We start from the raw sequence: 20,989 nt of genomic DNA, 5'->3' as shown, positions 1-20,989 counted from the left end.
TGGCCATCGACCACCGATGGATCACCTTTCATTGTGTCATGGCCGGGTGCGCTGTGGTGATGCTCGGGCGGGCTTGGGGGCAGAGGTGCCTGTGCGACGGGCACCGCGGCCATGGAGCTGTGACGACCGCTCCCTTCGGTTGCAGCCCCCCGTCGTTGTGGCCGGATGACGGTTGTCCGGAACCGGCTGTACCGCGACGCCCCTTTCACGGCTCTTGGCGCACGGAGCTGTGCCCGCCATCCCTTGAGGAGAAGCCGTGCGTTCGAGAAGGCAACTGTCGGCCCTGGCCGCTGTCTGTGTGAGTGCCCTGGCAGTCGGGGGGCTGGCACAGCCCGCACTCGCGGACGGCTCGGTCAACGGGCCCGTCGAGAACTGCAACGCCGCGGCCGCCGTGTCACCGGGGTCTTTCGGCACCGGCGCGCTGTCGTGGTGCATCCTGGCGGCCCAGCAGAGCGGTGAAGTCAAGAAGCTGGCCCGCGAGGGGTTCGTCAAAGGCCTGCTCGAGATGCTGACGAACCACACCGGCGGCAATTACAACATCATGATTTTCGACGTCAAGGGCAAGAACGCCTTCGGGGACCCCTGGTTCGTCCACCCCTACAGCGCGAACCTCAAGGACGTGGCCTACCAGGGCGACGTCGACTACCACGACGAGACCTCGCGCGAGGACCAGACCTACCGGATCTGGATCTTCTCCGGCGGCGGCAGTTTCACCAACCCCGGCGACGGCGGATGGATCAACTGGGGCTTCTACGGCCTGTGGGACCGCAACGGCTCCACCGTCGACTTCCGCCCCACCATGGAGCCGGTGACGACCCCCGGTGTCCCCAAGGGCGAGACGCCCGGTCCCGGCGACACCCCCATGACGCCGGGCGTACCGGCCCAGCCCGGCCCCCGTCCCGGCTTCCGCGCCGACACCGCGGCGACCACGCCCTCCGGATCAGGCCGCCCGCCCGTCGGAGTCCCGGTGCGCCTGAAGACCGTCAACAGCCTCGGCGCTGCCGCGACGAACGCCGCCTCCGGCTCGACGGTGGTCGCCGGGAAGCTGGGTGACACCAACTCCACCTGGACGTTCAAGGAGGCGGGCGGCGGCCGCTACGAGATCGCCAACGGCCTCGGTCCTGCCCTCACCGAGAACACGAGCACCTACTTCGCCTCCATCACCACCTGGAAGGGCGGCGCCACCCAGAAGTGGGAGGTCATCCCCATCAAGGGCGACACGTACCAGATCAGGATCAGTGACCAGGACTGCCTGACCTACAACGAGGACTACAAGAAGCTCGGCGTGTGGACCTGCGACGGTTCCCAGGGCCAGCAGTGGGCCATCACCCGCTGAGCGGCACCTAGGGGGTGTCTGATGGATCTCCGTGGCGTCGCGACGCCCGGCACGCGCTCTCGCCGCACCGGCCGAAAGCCCAAGTACGTCCAGTACGCGAGCTTCCGGCCGGCACACCGAGAGCACGCACCGGACGCCACTCCTTACCCACGGAGATCCATCAGACACCCCCTAGGCCTGGAGGAAGCCGACGCCCCCAGTGCTGCGGGAGGCGTAGTGGCCCTGTTCCGGCGGCGGTCGTTGCGCAACCATGGAAGGACGGACCGGGGGCCGTGCGACGGTGGGGAGCGGACGATGAGCGGTGGATGGCGTTCGATGCGGCGGCGTCTGGGGCTGGAGCCGCGCTCCGCGGAGGAAGGCGGGCAGACCGGGACTGCCGGCCGGGACGCCCAACCTGCGCCGCAGACGGGGGAACTGGGCGAGGGCGCCTCGTACAGCATGACGACCTACGACGGGCCCGACGGGATTCCCGTGGTGGACGTCAAGGTCCGGATGACACCGGAGGCGATGGCGCGCTGGACGCTGAACGACGCCCGGGAGCAGAAGGGCGACAGCCACCCCGAAACCCTGACCGCGGCTTACGGACTGGCCGAAGTACTGTGGCGGCAGGCTTGCGCGGACGAGGCGGTGGACCTGCTGCGCCACGTCGTGACCGGTCGCCGGACCGTCCTCGGGCACGGCCATCCGGACACCCTGGCCGCCACGTCCTACCTGGCCCGGGCGCTGGAGACACTGGGTGAACTGGCGGAGGCGGACGCACTGGAGCGCACGGTGTGGACGGAGTACGCGCGCACCTCGGGAGAGGACCATCCGCAGGCCTTGCGGAGCCTCGCCCACCAGGCCCGACTGGCGCTCCGCCGCAACCGGCCCGAGGAGGCCCAGCGCCTCGCCCGCCAGGCACTGGCCGGACGCGAGCGGGTCCTGGGGCCGGAGCACCGCGACACCCTGGGGAGCCGCAACGACCTGGCGGCCACCTGCCGCGCGCTGCGGCTGCCGGAGGAGGCGGAGCGCCTGTACGGGCAGGTGGTAAGGGACGCCACCCGGCTGTACGGCCCGACCGACCCGCTGAGCCTGGACGCACGGGCCAATCACGCCGCCGTACTGTCCGACCTGGGGCGGTGGGACGAGGCGGAGCGGAGCTACCGCCGGCTGGTGGAGGAGCGGATGCGTACCGGCCCGGGGCACGCGGACACCTTGCTGGCGCAGAACAACCTGGCCTCGGTCCTGTTCGGCGCGGGCAGGACGGCGGAGGCCGAGGCGCTCATGCGCACCGTGGTGGAGAGTCGTACGGACCTCTTCGGCCCCGACCACCCCGATACCCTGCAGAGCCTCAGCAGCCTCGCGGCGATGTTGCACCGTCAGGACCGCCGGGAGGAGGCGGAGGTCCTGTGCCGAAGGGTCGTCGCCGCGGCCGAGCGCCGGTACGGCCCCGGTGACCCGCGCACGGCCAAGGCCCGGGAGAACTTGCGGACGGTGCGCGGAGCCTAGGTGTATCGCTCCCCAGCTCGGATCGGCCCCGGGTAACCGGTCCTCGTCAGATCCCTACGTGGACGTGCGCGGCCCACAGGGACGGGAACCAGGCGTACCGGTCGTGCAGAGCGGTCACGGCCGCGTGCAGGGCGAGGGCCACCTCGTCGTCGCCGGACTCCGGCCGGGCGAGCGCCGCGTAGAAGGACTCGGCCATTTCCGGGGCCAGTTCGTCGGCGACGGGCCACAGGGTGCCCACCACGTGCCGGAATCCGGCGAGTTGGAAGGCGCCGGTGATGTGGATGGCCTCGTCCACCAGGTCCTGTCGGGTGGAGGAGGTCGCGCAGGCCGACAGGAACGCCAGGTGCGCATGGTCCAGTTGCAGCCCCGCCACGTCGGTGACGGTCAGGGGGCGTGTCGCGTGGTCGTGCGTCAGGATCCGGCAGGCCGAGGGATCCTGCGGGTCGGTGACGGCATGGCAGGCGAAGTGCGCGGACCGGGCGTGGCGCAGCGCCGCCAGCACGCTGGTCCGGGTCACCGCTTCGTCGGCAAGGGTGAGGGGGCCGCCCGGTCCCGTCAGATGCCGCCCGACGGCATGGGCCTCGGCCTCCGCGTTCGGCAGCGCCGCCTCTCCTGGCGTACGGGACATGGTGACGATGAGGGGGCGGGTGGCGGTCCGGGACGTGTGCACCCTCCTGGTCCGCGCGTGGTGGAGGGCGGTGACGGTCGGGGTGTACGAGGACACCGCGCGGGCCAGGGCGCAGCGCGGCCGGCCCGGGGTGGCGCGGGGGCCGTGGTACCCGGCCGCGTGCAGCGGGAGGAAAGCCAAGGGCCCCTGGGGGCACCACCAGACGCGCCGCGGCGGAGCGTCCGCCCCGGTGGGCGCCGGGGCGGGGTCCAGGCGGTCGAGCACCGGTCCGGTCACCGTGTCCCAGAGCCATTCGAGCAGTTCGGCCACGCTCTCCTGGCGCGCCACCCGCTCGGCCACGCCCCAGCCCGCCGTCCCGGAGGGCGGCGCGTTGACGGTGGCGAGGAATTGGGCGACGCGGCGGTGGACCTCCTCGATCGTGGTCCTGAGCGGCACCACCTCGATCCCGCCTTCGGTCACGATCAGCGCGTCGCAGCGGATGCTGATGTTGACCACCACCACGGGGCCGCCGCCCTCTCCCGTCCGCGTTCCGGCCCGGCTCACGATCTCCGCGGCCGTCGGCGGACGCAGGAAATCGGCGAGGCCGGGCAGGGCCCGGATCTGCGCCACGAGCAGGTCCCATTCGACTTCGCGGACCCGGATCCGCTCGGTCGCCTCCGCCGCCCGTTCCGCGGGCGGGGCGTCGCCGGCGGGCTGCGGGTCTTGGGCGTCGCGCAGCCGGACGAAGCGTTCGGCGAGCTCGGGCGCGCGTTCCCGCAGCTGGGCCACGTCGGTCTCCCTGGACCGCAGGAGCCGGCCGAGCAGCACTCCGCGCCCGTGTTCGAGCACTTCGAGGGCCCGGTCGGGCCGCCCCGCCTGGAGGGCGTAGGCGGCGGCCTCGGCAGCCAAACCCTGCTCCCGGGCCAGGACGTACTGCTGGTCGGTGCGGGTCAGTTCGCGGGAAGCCAGCCGCGGCAGCAAGCGGACCGCCTCCGTCAGCCAGTGCCCGGCCTCCTCCCAGTCGTGTCTCGTTCCGCAGACCTGCCCGAGCGTTGCGCGGGCGCGCAGCCGCGCCTGCACGGGCACGCTGTCCACCGCCACGGCCCCGCGGGCCACCTCGTAGGCCTCGTCGAGCAGTCCGGTGTCCTCCGTGGCCCGGGACAGTGTGAAAAGGGCCTCCGCGAGTGCGCTGCGTGCGGAGATCTGACCTGGGTGGCCGGCCGGGAAGCTGTCGACCACGGTGCGCAGGAGTTCGACGCATTCCTCCAGGTCCGCCGAGTACCCCAGGGTGTGGGCCCGGGAGCGCAGGGCTTCCGCCAGTTGGTGCGCGGTCGTCCGGTGGGATTCCGAAGGCTCCGGCCGCAGGGCGAGCGCCCGGCGCAGCAGCCCCACGGCTTCGTCCACGTCGGCGGGGCCGCTACCACCGCCGGCGTCGTGACGCAGGCGCAGCAGGAGGGCGAGGTTCCCCAGCAGGGCAGGGCGCTCGAGTGCCCCGGCCGTGGTCGCGTCGAGGGACTCGCGCTGTACGGCGACCGCCTCGTCGAGGTGTGGGCGGTATGCGGTGTGCTGGTACCGGGCGACGTGGGCGCTGCTGAGGACGGCCAGGATCGCGGCACGGATCGGGGCCCCTGCGGGCAGGACCGCCAGGGCGCGCAGCAGGTGGTCTTCGCCTCGGTCGAGGTCGTCGAGGTCGTGCCGGGTGCGGAAGCGTTCCAGCAGGCTCTCACCGAGGGCCGCGTTCATCCCGGGGAAGTTCTCCTCGTCCGGCCGGGCGCCGCGTACGGCCTCCTCTTGGAGGGACACGGCCTCGTCCAGGTCGGCCGAGGAGCCGGTCCGGGCGTGGCGTCGGATCAGGTGGGTGGCGAGTTCGGAGGAGGCGGCCCTTCGGTTGGCGGCGTTGTGGGGGCTCATGCCCAACGCGGTGAGGGCGCTACGGAGGCGGGCGACGGCCGTCTCCAGGTCGGCCGGGTCGTCCGTGAGGTGGTAGCGCTCGGCGTGCGCCCTGCCCAGTTCGAACAGGACCACGCCGTGGTTGATGTCCTCGTACGGGAGGGCGCGGGCGGCCTGCACCAGGTTGTGCACGGCCCAGTCCGCCCAGCGGACCTGCCCGCTGTGCGCGGCGCGCTGCAGCGCGAGTTCCGAGACCCGGACCGTCATCGCGAGCCGGTGCGTCCCGTCGAAGTCCTCCTGCGTGTCGGCCTCGGATTCCAGGACGCGACGCAGCAGGGCGACGGCCTCGTCCAGTTCGCCGAGGCTGCCGTCCGTGCGGAACCTGTCCGCCAGCCACTCGGCGAGGGTGGACGTCGGCCGCCAAAGCGGGATTCCGCCGTTGCGCAGGACCTCTTCGCGCATCCTGCGCAGCAGGTCCACCGCCTCGTCCCGGGCCGACCGGTCCCGGGTGAGGCGGTACCAGCTGTCGAGATACGCGGCGAGGTTCGTCCGCCGCAGTACTGCCCGCGCGCTGCCGGGCGGGGTGTGGACCAGGGCTGCGCGCAGCACGGCGATCGCTTCCCGGAGGTTTTCGGGGTCACCGCTGATGACGTGCAGATCGTCCAGGGTCTCGGCGAGTCCGGCCAGCCGGTCGGCTCGTTCGGCGGGCTCCGCCGGTGGCGACTGCGCGCACCTGCGGAGCAGGTCGACGGCCTCCTCCAGCAGGCCTGGTTCTCCGGTGTGCTGGTGCAGCAGTCGCAGGGCGCGACCCAGCCCGTACCGGTAGCCTTCGATGTCCGTCCTGCCCTCGGGAGCGGCGTCGATTGCGCGCCGGTAGAGGTCGATGGCCCGCAGGAGCGGCGGCAAGTCGCCTGTGTGACTGTGCAGTTGGTCTTCCGCGTTGGCGAGATTCCTCAGGTGCACGTCCCGCCGGTGGGTCCGGGCCGAGCCGGCGTCCACGACCCGCTGGTGGAGGTCGCGGGCCCGTTGCAGGGCGGAAAGGTCTCCGGTACGGAGGTAGAGCTCGGTCTCGTGCAGACCGCGGCGGTGCAGTTCCTCGACCGATGCATCCACGGATCGGTCGGGTCGTTGCGAGCGGAACGCCTCGTCACCCATGCTCTCCACGGTACGGCCCTGCCGGCCGGGCAGGGCCCGCTTCGCGCACTCAACTCCCCTGTGCGGAAGGTGATTCGGGAGGATGTTCGTACCGGGAGGGCGGCGGCACGCCTTGGCGCCAGTGCAGGCACAGCGCGTGCGCCAGGGCCCTCTCCGCCTCCAGGCTGTCGGGCAGCGGCAGGTGCAGGGCCTCCAGCAGATCGAAGCGGTGCAACTCCACCGCGGCGCGGACGGCGTCTGCGTACCCGAGGGCGGACTGGACCGCCCCGTGGTAGGCGAGCGCCGCCACCGCGGCCGGCACCAGTGCGAGCAGCAGCCACCAGCCCGAGCGCAGCAGCAGCGCGGCGCTGACCAGCGCGGTCGCCCCGCCGGTGACGCAGAGCCGGGCCGCGCCGTCGAGCGAGTCGCGGCAGTCGTCGACCACCGCGCGCGCCCGGTCGCCGAGCACCGGGTACAAGCGCGGCCAGGCGACGGTCGCGTCCCACCCGTACTCCCGGCCCGCCGTGTCCCGCAGCGCAGCCAGTACGTTGCCCAGCGCCGTCGGCCGCAACAGGTGCTCGGGGAGCGGGTAGCGCTGCCGCAGCCGGGCCGCCGCGGCGCCCGCCCGCTGCACCTGACCGGGCGAGGCGTCGTGCGCCAGGCCGGCCGATTCGGCGCGCGCGGCCAGCCGTTCCTTCCTGCGCCGTTGCAGCGCCCGGCATGGCCCGGCGCCGAGCGCATCGGGCCATCCGCCTTCCAGCAGCCGTATCACGGCAAGCTGGAAGGGCTGCAGGACGAGGGCGACCAGGGTCGTGCCGACGGCGATCCACACCGCCTGCCCGGCCCCGACGCCGGTGGCAGTACGCCAGGCACGCCGCAGGGAGACGTCCGCCCCTGGTGCGCCCGCCCAGATGAGCAGGAGGACGAACAGCGTGGCAGCGTAGGTCGGCAGGTAGGCCACCGAGAAGAAGCGTACGGAGCCGTCGAGGGGCTTGGGGACCACCGGGGCGAGACTCACGCCGGGATCACCCCCGTTCCCCGCGGGGTGCACAGGACAGTTCCATGGACCCGTGGTCGCCCACCCGGCACACCGGCCGGTACCGGTCGTCGTAGAAGGCGGTGTAGGCGCGGCTCCCGCAGGCGTCGCAACGGAAGGCGATGACGCTGAACCGGGTGGATTCCCCCGGCACCGCCGCACGGGCCTCGTCGCCGGGGCCGCGGGAGGTGCCCCCGAGGACGACGCGGACGTAGGAGCGGGAGGTGGCGCCGGCTTCCTCGCCACCGACGACGAGGACGACCCGGTCCAGCCGCTCGTCCCCGGCGAGCAGCCCGGCCAGGGCCGCGGCCGCGTCGTCCATGGAGGTCCCGGCGGGCAGTTCCAGCCGCGGGGCGCCCTCGCCGTCTGCCCTCGGATCCACCAACATGCCGTAGCTCATGCGCCGTTGTCACCCTCCGCCGATGCCGGTGTCCGTCCGCAGGTCCACCGACTCTACCGCTCGCGGGTTCCGTGCTGGAGGCTTGCGCTCACCCGGCTGCGTGCATCGGTCCCGGCATGGACGACCGCGGCGAACTGGCCCGCGAGGCTTTACTCGCGCCCCGCCACGGGAACCACCCGTCGGCCCCTGGGGCGCCCGGGGTTGCGCCGGTCCGTCCGGGGCGAGGGTGATTCCGCTGAACACGTACGCCGGCACGGTCGCGACGCGCCTGAACAGCCGCAGTTGTCGCCTGCCCCCAAAGGTCACCCGGCGACTCGCACCTGATCGCGTGGCAGGCTGCCCGGTCGACGCCTGCAATCCCCACAGCCCCTCCGGCACCAGCCCCTCAGCGAAGGCCGTCGAGTACAGCCCCCTCCATCGGTGCCGGAGTCACCGATGTGTCCGTGGTCTGGCAGGGAGACCCGAATCGTGCCAGGTAGTGCCACACCTTCTTGAGCGCCTGTGGGTCGCACAGGCCGGCGCGTGCAGCGTCTCCGACGATCCGGGGATCGAGCACGCCGTCGACCGCGATCTGCGCACCCAAGTCGACATACTCCTGGCCGCGGTAGTCGGGGTGACGTCGAAGTTCCTCAACGCCGAGTCGGAAGCCGGGGTGCCACTCCACCGGGCAGCCAAGACGCAAACCAGCCTCCTCGACCACCGTGCCCCGGTAGCAGGGGTCCAGCACCAGCGCCTCCACATCGCATCTCAGCCGGACCGACCCGTGCACCTGCGCCTCGATGTAGTCGTCAAGCTCGTCCTGACGATCGGCGCATGCAAGCTCGGTCAGCCCCATGCGGGCCGCGACACCGAAATCCGACGGTTCCAGAAAGCTGTCCGGATAGCAGAACGTGCTCCGTGTCAGCGTCTGGGCCGTCAGCCGGAAGTGGGCCGAGCCGAACCGCGGCGCCCCGCCAACCGGCTTGCGGCGGAAGTTCAACGCCCCGTAGACGGGCCGCTCATGAGCGGTCGCTTCGTCGTACGCCCCGCCGAAGATCCGGCTCTCCCAGCGCCACCGGTCGCCGCCCGGATGCGCGGTCAGGCCGCCGTTGCTGGTTCCCGTGACGAACTGCGAGTGGTAGACGCCGTCCTCGGCCATAGCCGCCAGGATCGGCCGACCGTCCAGCAGACGGTCCGGGTGGAAGTTCAAGGTCACCCGCAATGCCGGGTTCATCGGAGGGCCCGACGCTAGTTCCGCGACATGCCGAAGGGCGCGTTCCTGCGCTGTCCGGGAGGCTGTAGCACTCATCAGCACAGTGTTGCCCATCGTGATCAACCGGTGCACGGGGATTCTCCACCGATAGCCCGTTCCAGCGGGACGGAGCGTTGATGGATCACGGGCAGGGCCCGGACCGGATGCTTGAACCGGTACGGACCACCGTGCGTATCGTGCACCCGCCCGCCGGTCCGGCGGGCGGGTGCAGGAGGTCAGGCCGGGCTGATGTTCTCGGCCTGGGGGCCCTTCTGGCCCTGGGTCACGTCGAACGTGACGACCTGGCCCTCCTGGAGCTCACGAAAGCCCGAGGAGTTGATCGCGGAGTAGTGGGCGAAGACGTCCGGGCCGCCGCCCTCCTGGGCGATGAAGCCGAAGCCCTTCTCCGCGTTGAACCACTTCACAGTTCCCGTAGCCATGTCTCATGCCTTCCAGTCGAAGAACGCCTCCCACACCATGAGGAAGGCGGAGGTGATCGCCCTGGTTCCTGCGGCACAGCACAGCAAAACGCCCACGCCGGAAAGCGTGGGCAAAGGGAACTTCCGAACCACGACAGCTGACGCAAACGCTACACCCTCGCAACGAGCTGTCACCAGCGGAACGGCCCACGCCACGCCGTGGACCGGATACGCGCAGAGCCGCTGCCAGGGCCGGCGGGGTTGGCCAGGCTCAGGCAGCGGCCGTGGTCTTCGGCGCCTGGGTGGCGCGGCGCTGTTCGGCGTTGATGCGCTGGGCTTCTTCGAGCTGGTCTTCGAGGATGACGATGCGGCAGGCGGCTTCGATGGGCGTGCCCTGGTCGACGAGCTCGCGGGCGCGGGCCGCGATGCGCAGCTGGTAGCGGGAGTAGCGGCGGTGTCCGCCCGGGGAACGGAGCGGGGTGATCAGGCGGGCCTCGCCGATGGCGCGGAGGAAGGACTGGGTGGTGCCGAGCAGTTCGGCGGCCCGGCCCATGGTGTAGGCGGGGAAATCGTCGTCGTCGAGACGGCCGAGCGTGTCCTCTGCGGTCATCACACCTCTCTGTGGAGCACGTGGAGGGGCCCGGGCCGCCTGCTGGCACCCGGGCCCCGAAGGAACTGCTACACCATCTGCCGACCCTGAGACTGCGTCGGCCTTTTGTTTCCGACCACCCGACCGATACGGCGTCGGGGGTACGGGGATCGCTGCTGCGTGACCGGAGACCACCTCACTATCGATGTCCTGCGGCACCCGGACCCGTGTAGCGCCCGGGCGATCCTGATGGCGCTTCCGCTCCTCCGTTCATCCCTCTGGGATCACTTACTTACCTGCTGGTGATGCGTACTGCTTGCGGCCTGCTCAAGCGCCACACTTCGACAGCCAGCCCCGTCGCCCATCCTGCATCTGCTCTGGCTTGGAACCCCACTGCCGAACTTCCCGGTGCGCGCGCCCGCAGCCGACGCCTTCACCGAGGTACCACTCCACTGGACTCCGCTGCGAGATACCACTCACGGCGGCCCCTCATCACTGCGGGCCACCCGGTCCGGTCGTCAGCCCCGTCGCCGTGCTGCAACTGCCCTGGCTTCGACACTCCACCACCGCACCGCACTGCTGTACTGCAACTACCTGTACTGCTGATACTTCTTGCCGGGCAGTTCGTGTCTGCCCGGCCCTGCGATCTCTCTGGCTACGAGAGAAACCATAACCATCCCACCGACAGATGTCTACTCTCACCACGACAGATTTCCGCGGGACTGTCCGGCAGATATTCGGCCCTGCGGCTGCGGGGGCGCGTTCGGACCCCGAGGCGGTTGCCGCCGTGGCGCGCGTGCGCCCCCGGGCCAGTTCAGCGCAGCCGAAGCTGCCACCAGGGTCCACTCCACCACCGGCACGGCCGAGCTCGGCTCCGTCGGCGCAGGCACCATCGGGACCGGACCGCGTCCTACTCCTCCGGCTCCCAGGCGCGGAGGAGGTCGAGCAGCCCTGCGTCTCCGTCGACGTGCAAGGAGTCGGTGGGGATGCGGTCGTACATGTAGAGGAGCAAATCACTGGCCGTTCCGTGGACGGAGACGCCGGCCGGGTCCGAGTGCTCGTCAATCGCGGCAGCGGGCGCGGGGATGCGGGTGGAGCGTGCGCCGTCACCGTCGACCGTCAGGCGCCAGGAGCGGCCCTCCGCGACGTGGAAGTCGAAGGCCGTCGGCTTGTGCGGCCAGGCGCTGGGCGTCGCGACGCAGGTGAACAGGAACTCCTCGACGCCGTCGAGTGCGACCTCGGTCGGCAGCGGCTGCGGGGCACCCGCGGCGAGTTGGGCGTCGTAGGTGTGCACCGCGGTCTCCTGGACCCGGTGGCGGGCGACTCCGCCGGAGGACCGCGGCGTCTGCAGGGCACTCCACCACGCCCAGCAGCCGACGTCCGGTCCCGCCTCCCGCAGGGCGCTCAGCAGAAGCTGCGTCGACGCGGCCAGCCACGCCAGCAGAGCCTCGCGTTCCCGGGGCACTTCCAGAGCGGCACGCGCAGCGATGGCCTCGGACGGGGGAGCGTCGGCAGGCCCCGCACCGACGATGGCGGCCCAGAAACCGTCTCCCCCACCGAGGTGCTTCACCAGATCGAACAGCGTCCACTCGGGGCAGGTCGGCACCTGTACGTCGAGACCGGGTGCGGCGGCAACCGCAGCGCGGAAGGCGGTCGACCGTTCATCGATCAGCCGCAGCAGGCCAGGGAATTCAAGATTCTTTTCCACGCCGGATGTCTATCACCGTGCTCCGATCATCGGACAGCGAATTTCACCCTAGCCGCCGGTTGCCCATGGCGGACGCCACCAGGGTGTCGCCGCACCAGGCCTGTTTTCGAAGGACGCCCGCCGGCGCCCGCCACCGAAGGTAATGGTCTAAAGTATCTTTCGCTCCTATACTTCGACGCATGCAGCTTGCGGAGATCAGACGTGCCACCGAAGAGGACGCGGCAGCCCTGACCGGGCTGGTACAGGAATCCAGTGCCTACCGGGGGCAGTACGCCACGGTGATCGCCGGGTACCAGGTCACGCCTGACTACATCGACAGGCACCTGGTCTTCGCGGCAGTGGGATCTACGGGTCAGGCGCTGGGCTTCTACGCCCTGGTGGTGGATCCGCCCGAACTGGACCTCGCGTTCGTAGCGGATGAGGCGCAGGGGCTGGGTATCGGTCGCCTCCTGGTGGAGCACATGCTTGACCAAGCCGGAAGAGCGGGCCTGACGCAGGTGCGTGTCGTGTCGAACCCTCCCGCCGAGCAGTTCTACCGGCGCCTGGGTGCCGAGCCGGTAGGGATGGTTCCTCCCTCGCCACCGAAGGTGACGTGGGAGCGACCCGAGCTGCTGTTCTCCGTCGTCCACGATGCAGAGGTCACAGCCATTCATGTCAACGGACAGCAGGCCGTCCGGGTGAGTCGACATCTCAGATCCTTGTGTGCGGACAGTTGACCTCCCTGCCCGGTACGCCTATTCGTCCTCGGATGGGGACGTGTGAGCGTTGGGGGCGGGCCCGGTGCGCTGGCGGTGTGATGGGGGGATATAGCGTCGCGATCATGAGACCGCCGACTGACACCACCACCGACCAGGCGCCAGCTGATCCGGCCGCCACCGACGACATGCTGGCCACCCAGCCCGTCGGCTACTGGAGTGGCCTCGCCCACGCGGCCGTCACCCGGCATCTGCGTGACGCTATGGCCAGGATCGACGTCACGCAGCCGCAGTATTGGGTGCTCAATCGGGTGAACGGCGAGCCCGCGGCGCCAAGCCGCGAGGAGGTCGTCGTCCAGCTGACGCCCCTCGCGGACGGGCCGCACGAGATCGCTCGTGTCATCGACCAGCTGTTCCACCGCGGCTGGCTCCGAGTCGACGCCGGGCAGCGTCTGCAGCTCACCGACGCCGGGGAGGCTGCCAGGGTGCGGCTGCGCGAGCTGGCGACCGAGCTGCGCGCCGTGGTCCACGAGGGCATCAGCGACGAAGAGTACGTGGCCGCGCTCAAGGTGCTGCGCAGGATGGTCGCCAACGTCGAGGACAACGGGGACTCCTAGGTTCTGCCTCTTTGGCCAGCCGCCGCAGCCATCAAGGAGACACGCTCCACGCCGCCCGGGCCCCGAGCTGCTGGACGTGGGTGGCTCGCTGCCGGGCTGCGGCCTCTGCGCGACTGCGTGCCGTAACTCCACATGCTCCGGGACACGAAGGTCTTCTCCTTCCGGGCGGGGTGGCCGCCGGGCCGCAAGGCGTCTCGGGGCCGCGATCTCACCATCCCTGCCCGCTGTGCCCCGGGGCACGGCACAGCGCTACGCCAACCAGCTCAGTTGCCACCCGTGGCGGGTGAGGGCCAGGGGGCCGGGTGAGCGGCCAGGGGGGCGGCGAGGCGCCCGCCGTACGGGTGGCGTCGCCCGTTCGCACCGGTGAGAAGGGCAGGGAGAGACGGACAGGCGTGCTGTGCTGCGTAGAAGGCCACGAGGGCCGTAACCGACGTGCGCGGATGTCCGGGCCGGTCTCACGGACGACGCGCAGGACATGGAGGATGTATGTCTCGTTTGCAGGGCAGCCGCCGAACCGGAGCCACCCTCACCACCTTTGTGGGCGCAGTGCTCCTCGCGCAGTCGATACTGTGCGGTGCCGAGGCCGCCGCTCTGGCGAAACCTCGCGTGGACTGGGATGCGATCGCCCGGTGCGAGTCCGGTGGCAACTGGCGGGCCAATACCGGCAACGGGCATTACGGCGGCCTGCAGTTCACCCGGTCGAGCTGGAAGGCCGCGGGCGGTCACAGATACGCGGCCAGAGCAGACCTCGCGACCAAGCCACAGCAGATCACCGTCGCCAAGAGACTGGCCCGCATGCAGGGCATGAACGCATGGACCTGCGCCCGCCATTAGAAACCGGGCCGCGCAGGGGGCCTCTCACACCGGTGCCATCACACACCACCGGCAAGCCCCCGCGACCGGCATAACTGAGCTGGGCGCGCCGTCCCGGCCCGGCAGGCGCCGGCCCTGCCGCCCGGGACACGGCGGCCGGCGCCCCTTAGATGAAACCGAAGTGCTTCCCCCGGTCACGCTCGCGGGGACGGCGCGGGGAGGGTGGCCAGTGCGCCCAGGATGCGGGCCGCCGGCGCGGGGTCGACCAGCCATTTCAGGTGGCTGCCCTCCAGTGTGTGGACGTCGTACGGGTTCTCGGGTGTCAACTGGTTGCCTTCGCGGATCAGGCGGTCCTGTAGGGCGAGGGGCAGGCTCGTGTCGTCGGCGAGGCGGATGTAGGTCTTGGGGATGCGGCCCCAGGTCGAGGCCTGCGCCCGGTCGGCGCGGCCCCCGACGTCCAGGTTCTCGTCCGGCTGGAAGGTGTTGAGGAAGGTGAGGAACTGCTCGTCGGTCCCGTCGGCGAAGAAGGCCGCCTTGAACGCCGCGAGCGCATCCCTGTCTCCGGTACGGAAGTTGATGCGGAGCAGGCCGAGGTCGGCGGGGTTCCCGGCCAGCGCCGTGGCGAAGGCGGTGGGGTCGACCGTGGCCATCTCCGGCTCGGCGTAGTAGTCGTTGACGTCGAGTTCGACCGGGGCCCAGGCCGAGACGTAGACGAGGCGGTCGATCAGATCAGGGCGCGCGTTGGCCGCGGCCGTGACGGTGGCCCCGCCGCGGCTGTGGGCGACGAGTATCACGGGGCCGTTCTGCTTGGCCCGTTCGAGGATCCCGATCAGGTGCGCGACGTTGTCGGTGAGCGTGACGCCCCTGATCGAGCCGGGCGCGCTCGCGAGTTCCGCCGGGTCCTGCGGCGTCTGATAGGCGTGGACGAAGGTCGCCTGGAACCCGTGGCCGGGCAGGTCGACGGCGACTGAGCGGTGTCCCAGGAGGCCCAGTTCGGCCTGAAGGGGCGCGAAGGAGAAGGAGTTCGCGAATGCTCCGTGCACGAGTACGAACGTGGGCTGCATTGTGTCTCACTTCCTGGCCGCCGAGAAGGGCGGCCATGCCTGGGTGCGGGTGGGTCCCTGTTTACGCCGCTCAGGCGGCGTATGGGTGGTCCCGGCAAACGGTGGAGTCGCCGTTACGCGCGGGCACGTCGCGCCATGGGGCACCGGGGCGCGTCCGCCACCCTATGCCGTCGATCGGCTGTCGCCGCGTCCACACCTTCTGTTGATCCTGGCGGTCAGCGGAGATCACGCGACACTCATGCTTCAGTAACTCGGAGAACGTCCCGGTCGGGGCGCCGCTGGGGATTGGCCTTGAGTCTCCAGTGACTGGAGACAGCAGAGTGGGCGACATGGACGTTACGACCCTCTACTCGATCGGGGAGCTATCCCGGCGGACCGGCTTGTCTGTGAGGACCATCCGGTTCTACTCCGATGCGGGGGTGGTAGCGCCGACCACCCGTAGTCCCGCCGGCTATCGGCTCTACGACCTCGACGCACTGCTTCGTCTGGAACTCGTCCGCACACTCCGCGAGTTGGGCATGGACCTGCCCACGGTTCGGCGGGTACTGGACAGCGAGCTCTCGGTGGCGGAAGTCGCCGCGGCGCACGCCGACGCCATGGACGTCCAGATCCGCATGCTGCAAATGCGGCGGAGCGTTCTGCGAGTCGTGGCCAGCCGCGGGTCCAGTCCCGAGGAGACCAAGCTCATGCACAGGCTCACGCAGTTGTCCGGCGAGCAACGCCGGCGATTGATCGACGATTTCATGGATGACACCTTCGGCACAGTGGATGCCGACCCGGGCGCAGTGGCCATGGTTCGCGCTGCAACCCCCGACCTCCCCGATGATCCGACCGGCGAGCAGATCGCCGCGTGGGTGGAACTCGCCGAGCTGGTCGGCGACGAGGATTTCCGTGCCCGGATGCGCCGGACGGCCGTACGCCAGGCCGCCGGGCACCCGCTCGACATCGAGCGCGATGCCGGCGAGGAGCTGATGGAGTTCACCCGTCAGAAGGTGGCTGAGGCCAGGACGTCGGGCATCGACCCGCTCAGCACCAGAGCCGCACCCGTCATCGACGACCTCGTGCACCGCTTCGCCGAGGTGTTCGCGCGCACCCCTGACACGGAATTCCGGGACTGGATGGCGCAGCGCTTCGAAGAGGCGCACGATCCCGGGGTGGACCGGTACTGGCAGCTGGTGTGGATCGTCAACGGCTGGCAGGTCGTACCGAACCTGGTCCCGGTGTACCCGTGGCTCACCCAGGCCCTGCGAGCTGACCGCGCCGCATAGTCCTCCCCTGAAGCGGTACAGCGGCACGGATCGGGCACGTGCCGGAGGGCGGTCGGGCCGAGGCTTCGGCCCTGCACCCTGGATTGCCTGGGTGCAGGGCCGTCGGCCGTACAGGGCTTCGCGGATCTCGTGGGTCTCGTGGGCCCCGTGGCTACTTGGGCATCAGGACGGTGTCGACGATGTAGACGTTGGCGTTGGCGGTCTTGACGTTTCCGCACACCACGTTCGACGTGTCGTTGACCTTGTAGGCCTCGCCGGAGCCCTTGGTGGTGACCGTTCCCTTCTCCAGCGTTTCGAAGGAGCCGTTCTCCAGCTGCCCGGGGGTGAGTTTCTGCGCGACCACGTGGTAGGTGAGGATCTTGGTCAGCGTGGCCTTGTCGGCGAGGACCTTGTCGAGGTCGGCCTTCGGAATCTTGGCGAATGCGTCGTTGGTGGGCGCGAAGACGGTGATGTCCTTGGCGTTGTTCAGGGTGTCCACCAGGCCGGCCTGCTTGACGGCGGCGACCAGGGTGGACAGGGCCGGGTTGTTGGAGGCCGCGGTGGCGACCGGGTCCTTGGCCATCCCGTCGAAGGAGCCGGCGCCCTCTGCCGGAACTCCGGCGCAAGCCGCGCCGAACGGCTTGTCCATGGCCGTCGAGGCGGCCGGCGTGGCGGGCTGCGAGGCGGACACGTCAGCGCTCTTGTCCGCCGAGGGCCCGGCGGCGGCGTCACTGCCCGAGTCGGAGCACGCGGCCAGGGAGAAGGGCAGCAGGGCTGCCGCGGCGACGGCGATGGCGGTACGGCGGATCTGCATGCTGTTCATGATCTGTGTACTCCTTGGATGTTTTCGACTGTCAGGTGGTGCAGGGGTCGTGAGGGTGCTGCTCCGGGGCGGCCTGCGGCCGTGCCGGTGGTCTCAGGGGACGGTGACGAAGACGCTGTGCCAGCCGCTCGCTCCGTCGGGGATGGTGCGAGCGCGGTCCTCGGTCTGCACCTGGCCGGTACCGTCGGTGGCGCGAACGGCGATGTTGTGTCCGCCCGGGCCGGCGTTCCAGCGGTAGGACCACTGGCGCCAGGTGTCGACGGTGTCCTGGACGGCGAGGTCGGCGTCCTGCCACGGCCCGTCATCGATGCGGACCTCCACGCGTGTGATGCCGCGGTGTTGGGCCCACGCGACGCCGGCGACGGTAACGGGGCCGGCGGCGGGGCGGCCGAACGGCTTGGGCGTGTCGATGCGGGCCTGCGTCTTGATCGGTGCCTTCCGAGCCCACTTGCGCTTGACCCAGTAGGGGTCGTACGCGTCGTAGGTGGTCAGCTCGATGTCGGTGATCCATTTGCAGGCGGAGACGTAGCCGTACAGGCCGGGGACGAGCATGCGGACGGGGAAGCCGTGGTCGAAGGGCAGGGGTTCGCCGTTCATGCCGACGGCGAGCATGGCGTCCCGGCCGTCCATGACGTCCTCGACCGGGGAGCCGAGGGTCATGCCGTCCACGGAGCGGGCCACGAGCTGGTCGGCCTTACCGCCCCGGGAGGGCGGCCGCACCCCGGCTTCCCGCAGGAGCTCCGCGAGGGGGACCCCGAGCCAGCGGGCGTTGCCGACGTAGGGGCCGCCGACCTCGTTGGACACGCAGGTCAGCGTGACGTCGCGTTCGATGAGCGGTCGGGCCAGGAGCTGTTCGAGGGTGTAGCTGCGGGACCGGGTGACGCCCTTGCCGTGCACACGCAGCCGCCAGGTTCCGGCATCCACCTTCGGCACGGTCAGCGCGGTGTCGACACGGTAGAAGTCGCGGTTGGGGGTGGTGAAGGCACTGATGCCGGACGCCTTCAGCTGCGCACCGGCCGGAACCGTGGGCGCGGGTGAGGCGGGGGCGGGCAGGACGAGAGTGTCGCGGGAGGCGACGGCGCCGTCGCCTTGACGGCCGGTGAGGTACCGGCCGAGGGCGCCGGCCGAGGCGGCGCCTGCGGCGGTGATGGCTGCAGCGGTGAGGAAGCCCCGCCTGCTCCAGCCGGACGCTCCGTCCTCTGGCCGAGTGCCGGCGCCGGCCCCGGCCCCGGCGGTGGCACGTGCGGCCTTGCCCACCAGGAAGTAGAGGAAGAGCGCTCCGGCGAGGGCCCCGGCGAACGAGGGGAGCACATCGGCAGCTCCCGCGGAATCGGGCCGACTGAGGGCTGCGGCGGCGCCGACGATCCCGAACAGCAGCACTCCGGCAGACCCGGTACGCCGGTAGCGCAGGCTGAACATCCCCAGGGCGGCGGCGATCAAGGCGAGGACGGCGAGGATCCCGAGCTGCAGGACGGTCTTGTCGTTCTCCCCGAAGGTGCGGATCGCGAAGTCCTTCGCGGCCGCAGGGGTGCGGTCGATCACCGCACCGCCCACGACCGTCACCGGTCCGGCGGCCGGGCGCACCAGGCCTGCGACCAGCTCTGCCACGGCCAGTGCCGTGAAAGCGGCCAGAAGCCCGGACAGCGCGCCGAGCGCGGCGCGGGAGAGGGTGGTGCGGAAGTTGCTCACATCCCGGATTCGGCGGCACCGGCCCGGCGGATTGGTCGGAAACCCGAACGAGTAAAAATTGCCCGCCCGGCGCGGTTCCTTCAGTGCTTGGCCGCCGACGCTGCGGGCAGCTCCGTGTCCCTCGGCCCCCCGCCCGCTCAGAGCTGGGCGGGCCGGCCAGAAGGAGGGATAGAGGTCCATCCCCCATCCATCGGGCCCTTCGTTCCGAACCCTTGGTACGGCTCCGGAATCGATGAGGAGCCGGAACATCCGTGACCGTCACGAGCAGTGCACCCGGGTCTGGGGGCACCGCGTGCCCGGACACCATGGCAACTACTGGGTTCCGGGCCACGGGGACTTCCCGGCCGAGTGCTGGCTTCCTGCCGGTCGAAGGTTCCGCGGGCCGGCGTAGCCGTCAGCGACTCCTCCACCGCGCTGCCGCCCCGGCCCGCCCGTCACGGGCGGCTCCGACAGGACGGCCGCGGGCTGAAGATCATCCAATCCTTGGGCGCGGACGTCTTCGTCAGCCGGTCGGATCGCGGCAAGCAGGTCATGGCCGTTCTCACCTGGTAACCCGAACTCCTGTGGCCGTGGGTGCTGGGGGGCTGGGCCGACTGGTCCTGTTTCCCTCGAACGGGGTAACCGCCGGTGGTGCGGGTGACGAAGTAGCCTCCCATCCGCGCGGCCGTCCGCTACGAAGAACTGCTGACACACCACACGCTTCAGCGGCCGGACCGCCCCCGGGGGCGGTCCGGCCCCGCTCCAGCCATTAAGGACCGGCATGCGATGGACGCCCCGCCCCCCGACGGCCGCCCCCGGCCGTCCCTTCGCCTTCACGTCACGGCCGGAGCGGTGCCGGTGAATCAACCGCTCCCCTTCGGCGCCGGCCGCTCCTCGCACCACAACGATCTCGCCGAGGTCATGGACAACGTCGCCCACGGCGACAAGCAGGCGTTCTCCACTCTGTACGACGCCTTGGCTCCCATGGTCTTCGGCATCGTCATCAAGGTCGTACGCGATCGGGCACAGTCCGAGGAAGTGGCCCAGGAGGTCATGATCGACCTGTGGCGCCAAGCCGCCCGGTACCGGAGCGATGCCGGGAGCGTGACCACGTGGGCAGCGACGATCGCACACCGGCGGGCAGTGGACCGCGTCCGCTCGGCCCAGGCCGCCACCGACCGCGAGTACACCCAGGCGGCCCGCGAACACCACACCGCCTTCGACGAGGTCGCCGAACAGGTCGAGACCCGCTTGGACAGCGAGCAGGTCCGCCGGTGTCTGCGCGGCCTCACCGAACTGCAGCGCCAAGCCGTGACCCTGGCCTACTACCAGGGGCTGACCTACCGTGAAGTCGCCGAAACCCTGCGCACACCGCTTCCGACCATCAAGACACGCATGCGCGACGGGCTGATCCGGCTCCGCGACTGCATGGGGGTGACCACATGAAACACCAAGATTCCGATACCCACACCCTCGCCGCCGCCTACGCCCTGGGCGCCCTCGACCCCGGCGAACGGCAGGAGTTCACTGCCCACCTGCGCGAGTGCGAGGCGTGCCGGCAGGAGGTCGCCGAGTTCCAGGCGACCACGGCACGCCTGGCCGCAGCCGTCACCCAGGCACCGCCGACATCGGTCAAGCCGAAGGTCATGGCCGCCATCGACGGTGTCCGCCAACTGCCGCCGCGCATCCCCGCGCCTCCCGCCGCCACCGCCCGCACCAGCGCTGTGCGGCGCCGCGCGGTGCCGCTCGCCCTGGCCGCCAGCGTCGCCGCCGCCGCACTCGGCGGGGTGGCTCTGTGGCAGGCCCGGCAGGGCCAGGAGTTCGAGCAGCAGGCCCGCCGGGCCGAGCAGCGCCTGGACGCCGTCAGCGCCGTCCTGGCCGCACCCGACGCCCGTACTGTTCACGGCAAGGCCGCCAACGGAGCGCTGACCACGGTCGTTTCCTCCGGCCGTCAGCACAAGGCCGTCTTCAGCGCCGCCAACCTGCCCGCGCCCGGGACGGGAAAGACCTACCAGCTGTGGCTCGCCCACGACGGCGCCATGCGCCCGGCCGGACTCATCCACGGTGACGGCACCGTCCTTCTGAACGGCGATCCCGCCGAGGCATCGGCCGTCGGCCTCACCCTCGAACCCGCAGGAGGCTCCGCGCAGCCCACCACCGCCCCGCTGCTCCTGCTGACCCTGCCCGCCTGACCCCGCCACTCCGTACTGCCGACGCCACCGTG

The 20,989-nt window shown here is 70.8% G+C and carries 18 protein-coding genes; 8 read left to right on the top strand and 10 right to left on the bottom strand.

Annotated elements, in window-relative coordinates:
• Positions 1–298 precede the first annotated feature (298 nt).
• Positions 299–1,336 carry an RICIN domain-containing protein gene (locus tag AC0693_RS13370; protein WP_478801787.1) on the top strand — a complete coding sequence of 346 codons (1,038 nt, stop codon included), beginning with the start codon at positions 299–301 and terminating at the stop codon, positions 1,334–1,336.
• Positions 1,337–1,630: 294 nt separating this feature from the next.
• Positions 1,631–2,824, top strand: coding sequence for a tetratricopeptide repeat protein (locus AC0693_RS13365; RefSeq protein WP_478801786.1), 1,194 nt, complete (start codon positions 1,631–1,633; stop codon positions 2,822–2,824).
• 46 nt (positions 2,825–2,870) lie between these two features.
• On the opposite strand, the gene AC0693_RS13360 is transcribed toward AC0693_RS13365, so the two are convergent.
• The 7 genes from AC0693_RS13360 to AC0693_RS13330 form a co-directional block, all read right to left on the bottom strand.
• Positions 2,871–6,476, bottom strand: a complete 3,606-nt coding sequence (locus AC0693_RS13360; RefSeq protein WP_478801785.1) for a CHAT domain-containing protein — start codon at positions 6,474–6,476, stop codon at positions 2,871–2,873.
• A 49-nt stretch (positions 6,477–6,525) separates the two neighbouring features.
• Entirely contained in the window at positions 6,526–7,473 is a 948-nt protein-coding gene (locus AC0693_RS13355; RefSeq protein WP_469334444.1) for a hypothetical protein, read from the bottom strand.
• 7 nt (positions 7,474–7,480) lie between these two features.
• Positions 7,481–7,891, bottom strand: coding sequence for a hypothetical protein (locus AC0693_RS13350; RefSeq protein WP_469318374.1), 411 nt, complete (start codon positions 7,889–7,891; stop codon positions 7,481–7,483).
• 385 nt (positions 7,892–8,276) lie between these two features.
• Positions 8,277–9,104, bottom strand: coding sequence for a DUF3626 domain-containing protein (locus AC0693_RS13345; protein WP_478801784.1), 828 nt, complete (start codon positions 9,102–9,104; stop codon positions 8,277–8,279).
• A 254-nt stretch (positions 9,105–9,358) separates the two neighbouring features.
• A complete protein-coding gene (locus AC0693_RS13340) occupies positions 9,359–9,562 on the bottom strand; it encodes a cold-shock protein (protein ID WP_283453811.1) in 204 nt (67 codons plus the stop codon).
• A 250-nt stretch (positions 9,563–9,812) separates the two neighbouring features.
• On the bottom strand, positions 9,813–10,151 hold the full coding sequence (locus tag AC0693_RS13335; protein ID WP_469318372.1) for a helix-turn-helix domain-containing protein: 339 nt from the start codon (positions 10,149–10,151) through the stop codon (positions 9,813–9,815).
• Between the two features lie 889 nt (positions 10,152–11,040).
• Positions 11,041–11,838: a maleylpyruvate isomerase family mycothiol-dependent enzyme gene (locus AC0693_RS13330; protein WP_478801783.1), complete on the bottom strand. Its 798-nt coding sequence runs from the start codon at positions 11,836–11,838 to the stop codon at positions 11,041–11,043.
• A 179-nt stretch (positions 11,839–12,017) separates the two neighbouring features.
• Between AC0693_RS13330 and AC0693_RS13325 the strand changes: the two genes are divergently transcribed.
• From AC0693_RS13325 to AC0693_RS13315, 3 genes are all read left to right on the top strand, one after another.
• Positions 12,018–12,554 carry a GNAT family N-acetyltransferase gene (locus tag AC0693_RS13325; RefSeq protein ID WP_469318371.1) on the top strand — a complete coding sequence of 179 codons (537 nt, stop codon included), beginning with the start codon at positions 12,018–12,020 and terminating at the stop codon, positions 12,552–12,554.
• Positions 12,555–12,658: 104 nt separating this feature from the next.
• The gene (locus AC0693_RS13320; protein WP_469318370.1) at positions 12,659–13,150 is read left to right on the top strand and encodes a MarR family winged helix-turn-helix transcriptional regulator; all 492 of its coding nucleotides are present in this window, start codon (positions 12,659–12,661) and stop codon (positions 13,148–13,150) included.
• A 486-nt stretch (positions 13,151–13,636) separates the two neighbouring features.
• Positions 13,637–13,984 carry a transglycosylase family protein gene (locus AC0693_RS13315; RefSeq protein WP_478801782.1) on the top strand — a complete coding sequence of 116 codons (348 nt, stop codon included), beginning with the start codon at positions 13,637–13,639 and terminating at the stop codon, positions 13,982–13,984.
• Positions 13,985–14,157: 173 nt separating this feature from the next.
• Here AC0693_RS13315 and AC0693_RS13310 read toward each other — a convergent pair whose 3' ends face one another.
• Positions 14,158–15,027 carry an alpha/beta fold hydrolase gene (locus AC0693_RS13310; protein WP_478801781.1) on the bottom strand — a complete coding sequence of 290 codons (870 nt, stop codon included), beginning with the start codon at positions 15,025–15,027 and terminating at the stop codon, positions 14,158–14,160.
• A gap of 329 nt (positions 15,028–15,356) precedes the next feature.
• On the opposite strand from AC0693_RS13310, the gene AC0693_RS13305 reads away from it, so the two are divergent.
• Positions 15,357–16,295, top strand: a complete 939-nt coding sequence (locus AC0693_RS13305; protein ID WP_478801780.1) for a helix-turn-helix domain-containing protein — start codon at positions 15,357–15,359, stop codon at positions 16,293–16,295.
• Positions 16,296–16,446: 151 nt separating this feature from the next.
• On the opposite strand, the gene AC0693_RS13300 is transcribed toward AC0693_RS13305, so the two are convergent.
• Together AC0693_RS13300 and AC0693_RS13295 are read right to left on the bottom strand one after the other, a co-directional pair.
• A complete protein-coding gene (locus tag AC0693_RS13300) occupies positions 16,447–17,097 on the bottom strand; it encodes a fasciclin domain-containing protein (RefSeq protein WP_469318366.1) in 651 nt (216 codons plus the stop codon).
• Positions 17,098–17,190: 93 nt separating this feature from the next.
• Entirely contained in the window at positions 17,191–18,795 is a 1,605-nt protein-coding gene (locus tag AC0693_RS13295; protein WP_478801866.1) for a molybdopterin-dependent oxidoreductase, read from the bottom strand.
• Positions 18,796–19,623: 828 nt separating this feature from the next.
• Between AC0693_RS13295 and sigK the strand changes: the two genes are divergently transcribed.
• Both sigK and AC0693_RS13285 read left to right on the top strand, forming a co-directional pair.
• Positions 19,624–20,211: an ECF RNA polymerase sigma factor SigK gene (gene sigK / locus AC0693_RS13290; protein WP_478739225.1), complete on the top strand. Its 588-nt coding sequence runs from the start codon at positions 19,624–19,626 to the stop codon at positions 20,209–20,211.
• Positions 20,208–20,957 carry an anti-sigma factor gene (locus AC0693_RS13285; protein WP_478801779.1) on the top strand — a complete coding sequence of 250 codons (750 nt, stop codon included), beginning with the start codon at positions 20,208–20,210 and terminating at the stop codon, positions 20,955–20,957. The genes sigK and AC0693_RS13285 overlap by 4 nt, the downstream gene beginning before the upstream one ends.
• Positions 20,958–20,989: the final 32 nt, after the last annotated feature.

The sequence above is a fragment of the Streptomyces sp. NPDC043876 genome, assembly GCF_056435825.1.
The sequence above is the reverse complement of the archived record's forward strand: the minus strand, read 5'-3'. Positions and strand labels throughout refer to the sequence as shown.